The organism is Nocardioides sp. (genome assembly GCF_004803405.1).
Taxonomy (GTDB): Bacteria; Actinomycetota; Actinomycetes; order Propionibacteriales; family Nocardioidaceae; genus Nocardioides; species Nocardioides vastitatis.
Genome location: NZ_SSXI01000291.1, coordinates 1 through 7,686, shown reverse-complemented (window position 1 = coordinate 7,686; position 7,686 = coordinate 1). Strand labels below are relative to the sequence as shown.

General features: G+C 72.0%; 8 protein-coding genes. 2 read left to right on the top strand and 6 right to left on the bottom strand.

Features of this window, described 5'->3' with window-relative positions; translation table 11 throughout:
• The 5 genes from E7Z54_RS20590 to E7Z54_RS20570 form a co-directional block, all read right to left on the bottom strand.
• Window positions 1–1,336 (bottom strand): cation acetate symporter (locus E7Z54_RS20590; RefSeq protein WP_136436613.1); only part of this gene is annotated, 1,336 nt, incomplete at its 3' end.
• Window positions 1,337–1,345: 9 nt separating this feature from the next.
• Window positions 1,346–1,729, bottom strand: coding sequence for a hypothetical protein (locus tag E7Z54_RS20585; protein ID WP_136436612.1), 384 nt, complete (start codon window positions 1,727–1,729; stop codon window positions 1,346–1,348).
• Complete coding sequence (locus tag E7Z54_RS20580) at window positions 1,729–2,472, bottom strand: LytR/AlgR family response regulator transcription factor (protein WP_136436611.1); 744 nt, start codon at window positions 2,470–2,472, stop codon at window positions 1,729–1,731. Before E7Z54_RS20580 ends, E7Z54_RS20585 begins: the two co-directional genes overlap by 1 nt.
• A complete protein-coding gene (locus E7Z54_RS20575; RefSeq protein ID WP_136436610.1) occupies window positions 2,469–3,602 on the bottom strand; it encodes a sensor histidine kinase in 1,134 nt (377 codons plus the stop codon). The genes E7Z54_RS20580 and E7Z54_RS20575 overlap by 4 nt, the downstream gene beginning before the upstream one ends.
• A gap of 191 nt (window positions 3,603–3,793) precedes the next feature.
• Window positions 3,794–4,681, bottom strand: a complete 888-nt coding sequence (locus tag E7Z54_RS20570) for a class I SAM-dependent methyltransferase (protein ID WP_136436609.1) — start codon at window positions 4,679–4,681, stop codon at window positions 3,794–3,796.
• A 67-nt stretch (window positions 4,682–4,748) separates the two neighbouring features.
• On the opposite strand from E7Z54_RS20570, the gene E7Z54_RS20565 reads away from it, so the two are divergent.
• The gene (locus E7Z54_RS20565; RefSeq protein WP_136436608.1) at window positions 4,749–5,477 is read left to right on the top strand and encodes an oxidoreductase; all 729 of its coding nucleotides are present in this window, start codon (window positions 4,749–4,751) and stop codon (window positions 5,475–5,477) included.
• Window positions 5,478–5,818: 341 nt separating this feature from the next.
• Here the strand turns inward: E7Z54_RS20565 and E7Z54_RS20560 are convergent, their stop codons facing one another.
• The gene (locus tag E7Z54_RS20560) at window positions 5,819–6,625 is read right to left on the bottom strand and encodes an HAD family hydrolase (RefSeq protein ID WP_136436607.1); all 807 of its coding nucleotides are present in this window, start codon (window positions 6,623–6,625) and stop codon (window positions 5,819–5,821) included.
• Between the two features lie 131 nt (window positions 6,626–6,756).
• Between E7Z54_RS20560 and ssd the strand changes: the two genes are divergently transcribed.
• A partial coding sequence (gene ssd / locus E7Z54_RS20555; RefSeq protein ID WP_168798437.1) for a septum site-determining protein Ssd occupies window positions 6,757–7,686 on the top strand: 930 nt, incomplete at its 3' end.

Genomic DNA, 7,686 nt, shown 5'->3' with positions numbered 1-7,686 from the left:
AGAAGCCCGCGAGCGCCAGCACCGCGGCGCCACCGGCCCCGAGCCCGCCGGCGGCAAGGCCCGCCAGCGCGCCGATGTCGGTGAGCCGGCGCCACCAGATGCCGAGCACCAGCAGCGGGCAGAACGTGGAGGCTGCCACGGCGAAGGCCAGGCCCACGGACTCGGCCACGCCGACGTCCTGCACGACCAGCGCCACCAGCAGGGGGATCGCCACGGCCACCACGGCAGCGAGCCGGAACGCCGTGACCCCACCCACCCGCTCGCCGACGACCCGGGAGGTCACGTCCTGGGTGAGCACTCCGGAGACCGCGATGACGAGACCCGAGGAGGTCGACAGGAACGCGGCGAACGCGCCGGCGGTGATCAGGCCGGTGAGCACGTCGCCTCCCGCGCCGCCGACCATCAGCCTCGGCAGCTCCAGCACGAGCACGTCCGACCGACCGGTGCTGACCAGCGCCTCGCCGTACACCCGACCGAGCCCGGCGTAGACGGGCGGCCAGAGGTAGAACAGGCCGAGCAGGGCGAGCACGACGACGGTCGTTCGCCGCGCGCCGCGGCCGTCGGGGTTGGTGTAGAAGCGCACCACCACGTGCGGGAGGCCCATCGTGCCGAGGAACAGCGCGATGATGAGGGAGTACGTCGTGTACAGGCCGATCGCGCCGCTGCCCGCCACGGGCGTCGACCAGCCTTCGCTCGCGGTCGTCGGGCCGGGGCGGCCGTCCCCCCACCAGATGGCGAGCAGGACCATGGCCGGGACCAGCAGGGCAGTCAGCTTGAGCCAGTACTGGAAGGCCTGGACGAACGTGATCGACCGCATCCCGCCGGACGTCACGTTGGCGAGCACGACGGCACCGACCACGACCGGGCCGGCCCACTCGGGCGCGCCGATCGTGGCGCGCAGGGTGATGCCGGCGCCCTCGAACTGCGGCAGCAGGTAGAGCCAGCCGACGCCGACCACGAGCAGCGAGCAGGCCGCTCGGACGGTGCGCGACCCCAGCCGCGCCTCGGCGAAGTCCGGCAGCGTGTAGGCGCCCGACCGGCGCAGGGGAGCGGCGACCAGTACGAGCAGCACCAGGTAGCCGGCGGTCCAGCCGACCGGGTACCAGAGCATCTGCGCGCCGCCGACGAGAAGCAGTCCCGCGATGCCGAGGAACGACGCGGCGGAGAGGTACTCGCCGCCGATCGCCGAGGCGTTGAGCCGCGGTCGGACGGTGCGGGACGCGACGAAGAAGTCGCTGGTGGTTCGTGAGATCCGGAGTCCCCAAGTGCCGATCGCCAGCGTCACCACCGATACGGCGATGACGGCGACGAGACCGGGTACGGCGGACGCGTTCATCGCGCCGCCTCAGTGCTCGGGATGGGGGCCGGTGTCGGTGCCGACCAGGTCGGCGAAGTACCGCTCGTTGCGCTCGACTCGCCGCACGTAACGCCAGCCGAGCCACAGCAGGAACGGGTGCACGGCCACACCGAGCAGCACCCACGCCAGGGGCAGCCCGAGCACGTCGATGTGGGCCAGGTCCGGCGCCAGGTGGAAGAGGAGGGGCAGCAGTCCCAGCGTCAGCGCGACCGCCGCCAGGACTCGGCCGGCGAGGCCGAGCTGCTCGCTCAGCAGGGAGCGCAGGTAGACGTCACCGAGCGGCGTCTGCTCGTGCACGTCGCCGAGCCGGCTCCCCGGACGGGCTGCCGCGTGTCGTCGCGGCGGCCCGGTGACGCGAACCCGCTCGGACATCACAGACCGCCCCGGGCACGTCGTACGAGGACGTCGCGGAGACCGCGGGTGTGTCGCCGGCTGACGGCCAGCTCGATGCCGTCGACCACGACCGTGGTGCGGCCCTGGTCGGTGCGCACCTCCGTGACGTGGGGCAGGGCGACCAGCAGGGAGCGGTGGATGCGATGGAAGCCCGCCTCGGCCCACTCCTCTTCGAGCGTGGAGAGCGGGACGCGGATCAGGTACGTCGCGCCGCCGCCGGTGTGGAGTCGGGCGTAGTCGCCCTGTGCTTCGACGTGCGTGATGTCACCACGGTCGATGAACCGAGTGACTCCGCCCCGCTCGACGGCGATCTGGGTGTCGGTCGTCGCCGGCCGGCGGTCGGCGTCGGTGACCACACGGCGGACCGCCTCGGCGAGCCGCTCGGGACGGACCGGCTTGAGGACGTAGTCGACGGCGTGCAGGTCGAACGCCTCGACGGCGTGCTGCTCGTGCGCCGTCACGAAGACCACCGGGGGCGGCTGCTTGAAGCGTCCCAGCACCTCGGCGAGCTCGAGCCCGCTCAGGCCCGGCATCTGGATGTCGAGGAAGACGCAGTCGACCTCGCACTCGCGGAGGGTCCGCAGGCCGTCGGTCGCCGACTGGCAGGCGATCACCTCCCCGACCCGGTCGTCTGCACCGAGCAGGAACGACAGCTCGTCGAGGGCGGGACGCTCGTCGTCGATGACCAGGACGCGGAGTCGCTCGGGGCTGGTCCCGCTCACTGAACGGTCACCCCGGGCGCGAACTTCGGCACCCGCACGATCACCTTGGTCCCGGCGCCCGGCGCAGTCTCCACGACCAGACCGTAGTCGTCGCCGAACGTGGCGCGCAGCCGCGCGTCCACGTTGCCGAGACCCACGGAGTCGAGGGAGGCGTCGCCCGCCAGCGCGCGTCGTACCCGCGCGGGGTCCTCGCCGACGCCGTCGTCCTCGACCTCCAGCACCGCCTCGTGGCCGCGGTCGTGCGCGACGATCCGCAGGTGCCCCACCTTCTCGGGGGCACCGGACCCCTCGAGGCCGTGCCGGACGGCGTTCTCCACGAGCGGCTGGATGCAGAGGAACGGTACGACGACCGGGAGCACCTCCGGCGCGATGCTGAGCGTGACCTGGAGCCGGTCCCCGAAACGTGCCTGCTCCAGGAGCAGGTAGCGCTCGATCGAGCGCAGCTCCTCGGCGAGCGTCGTGTACTCGCCGTGGCGGCGGAACGAGTAGCGGGTGAAGTCGGCGAACTCGAGCAGCAGCTCGCGAGCACGGTCGGGGTCGGTGCGAACGAAGCTGGCGATCGCATTGAGCGAGTTGTAGACGAAGTGCGGACTGATCTGTGCGCGGAGCGCACGGACCTCGGCCTCGATCATCCGGTTGCGGTGGGCGTCGAGCTCGGCGAGCTCGAGCTGGCCGGACACCCACTGCGCGACCTCCTCGGTCGCGCGGACCAGCCCGGCCGTCGGGTGCGGCGCGAACGCCTGGACCGTGCCCAGGACCCGGTCGTCCACGATCAGCGGGCTGACCACTCCGGTGCGGAGCGGGCAGCCGTTGGTCTCGCAGGCGAGCTGGCTGCGGTCGACGGTCCGGGTGGTACCGCGCTCGGCTACCAGCAGCGCCACGACGGTCGCCTGATCGGCGTGGTGGCTGCCCAGTCCGTCCCACGCCAGCACCGCCTCGGTGTCGGTGATCGCCATCGCCGGCGTTCCGAGCAGGTTGCGCAGGTGCTTGATGGCCCGCTCCGCGCTCTCGCCGGTCAGCCCCTCCTGGAGGGCGGGCGCAGCGAGCGAGGCCTGGTGCAGGGCACGGAACGCCGCTCGGTCCGCTTCACTTCCCAGGTGGCCGTGCTGCCATCCTCGTGCCAAGCGCATGCGCTCATGCTTTCACGCCGAGTTGGGACTTCCCGGACGCCGACATGGGACTTCTCGTACGTCGAGTCGGGGCCCGAGCTCGCGAGTTGGGACTTTCGCGGCGTCGAATCTGCGGTCTTGGTGTCGCCAAGGTCCCAACTCGGTGTCATCAAGGTCCCAACTCGGCGGCGGGGAAGTCCCAACTCGGCGGGTCAGCGGAAGTCGATGAGCAGCATGCCGGAGTCGTCGTCGCTCGGCGGCTCGACGGCGGCCGGGACTCCCTCGATGTCGCCGAGCTCGGGCACGTCGGCGCTCGCGGTGGTGTCCGTCGTACTCGGCTCCGGGGAGACGGGCTGCGGCCGGATGCCGACGACGGCGCGGTGGCACTCGGTGACATAGGGCAGCTGCATGCCGTCCATGCCACGGCCGTAGTCGTCGTAGAACGCGAGCACCTCACGCAGCCTCGACTCCTGCCCGCTGCGCTCGAGACAGGCGACGTGCGAGATCGAGCGCACCAGGTCCTGGACCGAGGAGCGGTTGATCACCTGCCACTGCTTGAAGGACGCCTCGTCGACCGGCCCGAAGTAGGGCGAGGAGTCCAGCGCGTCGCCGGCACCCTCGCCGGTGGTGTGGTGGCCGATCAGGTTGCCGAGCCGCTTGACCCACGGGATCCGCTCGTCGCGGAGGTTCCTCACCAGCGAGAGGGAACCGCCGCGCCGGAGCACCCGCGCGATCTCGGGAAGCGCCTTCTCGTGGTCGAACCACTGGTAGCAGTCGGCGGCGACGACGACGTCGAAGGTCGCGTCGGCCGCCGGGATCTCCTCGGCGCTGGTCTGCGAGACCCGGATCTCCGGGAGCCTCGCGATGAGCCGGTCCAGCATCCGCGGGTCGGGGTCGGTCGCGTGCACGTCGTGGCCGAGTGCGACCAGCTGCTCGGTCAGCTTCCCGGTGCCGGCACCGAGCTCGAGCACCGACAGGGGCTGGTCGCCGGTCAGCCACACCGCCGCGTCACGCGGGTACCCGGGGCGGCCGCGGTCGAAGGCCTCCGCCACGCTCCCGAAGGAGAGGGCAGGGCGGGTGGGAGTCTCGTCGGTAGCCATCAGGGCGAATGTACGGCGGATCGGACGCCTGATCTTGGAGGCACGCTTGCCGGATAGCGTTGGGCAGGTGACTGTGGATCCGCACGCCTGGCTGGTGTCGTTGGAAGGCGTGCCCTCGGCCTTCGCCGGTGCGCGGGACGGCATCGACGTCGTGCTGCGCGACCGCGGCCTGCGCCGCACCAGCCCCGAGATGACGGCCGAGTCGCTGGTGCGGGGGGCGCATGCGAGCGCGGTGCTCGAGGGGTCGCAGTCCACCCTGGCGGAGATCCGGGGAGGTGAGGCGGACGAGATCGCCGCGGACGCCGTACGACTCTCAGCGGAGCTGCTGGGGCTGATGCCGGTGCTGCGGCGCCAGCCGCTGCAGGCGCTGGCCCGGATGCACGCCGTGGTGGCGGTGGGCGCGCTGCCCGACGATCGGCTGGGCCGCCCGCGGGACGCGGAGTCCGCCGCACGGCTGCGGGGCATCGCCGAGCTGATCACCGCTCCGAGCGAGGCGCCGGCGCTCGCCGTCGCCGCGGTCGTGCACGCGGAGCTGCTGACGGCTGCGCCGTTCGGCTCCCACAACGGGATCGTGGCCCGCGCTGCCGAGCGGCTGCTGCTCGCGGCCAAGGGGGTCGACGAGAAGTCGCTGGTCGTGCCGGAGGCGGCGCACCTGGCGTTGCGGCCGCAGTACGAGTCGAACCTGCGGGGGTGGGCCACCGGCGGGCGGGCCGGGATGCACTCGTGGCTGCTCTACGCCGCGGAGGCGTACGCCGCTGCGGCTGAGGCGAGCCCCCTCGTGCGGGACGCGGACTAAGCCGCGACTCGTCCGAGCATGCAGGTGGCACCCGAGCCATCAAGTGTCTCGGGTGCCACCGCTGACACGTGAACCTCGGCTACCAGGCGTGCATCTAAATGCTGCCCCGGAAGTGTTCCGATAGGTCAGCGCCCTGTTGGGAAGGGTGGATCGCCGCGTGGGTACCACGGTCACGTGCTGCTCTTGAGTTCTGTGTCCTTTGTACGCCCCTGAGCAGGCACCTTCAAGGGTTGTCTTTTGGGGCGGGCCGGGGTTGTCTGGTCGGTTCAGGGATCGCGACGATTTAGTCAGTACGACGCCCGGCCGCCCCGCCGACTCAGGCTCCACTCAGGCCCGCGCGCTCAGGCCCCGAGCTGGCGACGCTTCGCCCCGACCCACACCGCCGCCCCCACGGCGACTGCGCCACCGACCGCGAGCGCGGCCAGTGTCGGCTTCGGTGGCGGCAGATGGATCCGCGAGCGAAGCGTCACCGGCTTGGAGAACGTCAGCACCGGCCACCCCCGGGACGCGGCGATCCTGCGCAGCTCCTTGTCCGGGTTGACCACGTGCGGGTGCCCGACCGCCTCGAGCATGGGCAGGTCGGTGAGGGAGTCGGAGTAGCCGAAGGAGCTGTCGAGGTCGTAGCCGACCTCCGCTGCCATCCTGCGGATCGCGTTCGCCTTCTCGTCCGCGTACGCGTAGTAGTCGATCTCACCGGTGTACCGGCCGTTCTGGACCTCGAGCCGGGTGGCGATCACGCGGTCCGCGCCGAGCATGAAGCCGATCGGCTCGACCACCTCGCTGCCGGACGTCGACACGATCACGACGTCCCGCCCCGCGGCGTGGTGCTCCTCGATCAGGCGCACGGCCTCGTCGTACACGAGGGGGTCGACGACGTTGTGAAGGGTGTCGGCGACGATCTCGCGCACCGTGGCGACGTCCCATCCGGCCGTCAGCTGCGACATGAACTGCCGCATCCGCTCGACCTGGTCGTGGTCCGCTCCGCCGACCATGAAGACGAACTGTGCGTAGGCCGACCGCAGCGCCGCACGCCGCGAGATGAGCCCGCCGGCCTGGAACGGCTTGTTGAAGGCCAGGACGCTCGACTTGGCGATGATCGTCTTGTCGAGGTCGAAGAACGCCGCGGTGGGCGCACCCACGGGGGCCATGGGCTCATGGTAGGTGCTCGAACCCCGTCAGATCGGCCACTTCGGGTCCACAGGCGGGGTAGGGCGAGGCGCCGTCCACAGCTGTTCTGGCCGCCGGCATGCGGCGGACCGTGCCAGGCGACAAGGTGGTCATGAACCGACGAACCCGATCCACGTCCTCCTCGCGCACCACGTCCCCCGGCGAACCGCCGTTGCTCGTCACCGACGACGAGAGCCTGCTGACCGACCTGTTGCCGCTCCTCGCCGCGGCCGACGTGACGCCCACGATCGCCCGCGACCCGCTCACCGCCCTCCTCTCCTGGAGCCGGGCACCGATCGTCCTGGTCGGGCCCGAGCTGGCCGGCGCCCTGGTGCAGGTCGCGCCGGAGCACCGCCCGCAGGTCTGGGTGGTCACCAACCAGCGGGCCCCGCACGAGCTCTTCCGCACGACGCTGACGCTGGGCGCCGAGAACGTGATCGAGCTGCCCGGCTCCTCGGACTGGCTGGTGGAGCTGCTCGCCGACGCCACCGAGCGACAGACCGCACGAGGGCGGGTGATCGGGGTGATCGGCGGCAGCGGCGGGGCCGGTGCGACCACCCTTGCCTGCGCACTCGGCCAATGGGCGGCGCGGTCCGGCGACACCGTGGTGATCGACTGCGACCCGCAGGGACCCGGCCTGGACCGGATGCTCGGCATGGAGCGGCGCGAGGGCTTCCGCTGGGATGCCCTCTGCCAGACCACCGGCCGGCTGTCGGCCCGGGCCCTGCGTGACGCGCTACCGCGGCAGGGATCCCTCCGCGTCCTCAGCTGGTACGTCGACGGGCGGGCGCAGACGCTGCAGGCGTTCGCCGTGAGGGAGGCCCTGTCGGCGGCTCGTCGCGGGCACCAGCTCGTGGTGGTGGACCTGCCTCGGACCCCCGACGCCCTGACGGACGAGGTCGCGGCCCGCTGCGACGAGCTGCTGATCGTGACGGTGGCGACCGTCGTCGGCGTGGCGGGGGCGGCGCGGATGCGGGCGCGGTTCGCCGACCACGGGGCGCCCCGGGTCGTCGTGCGTGGGGAGGCGTTCTCGGCCGAGGAG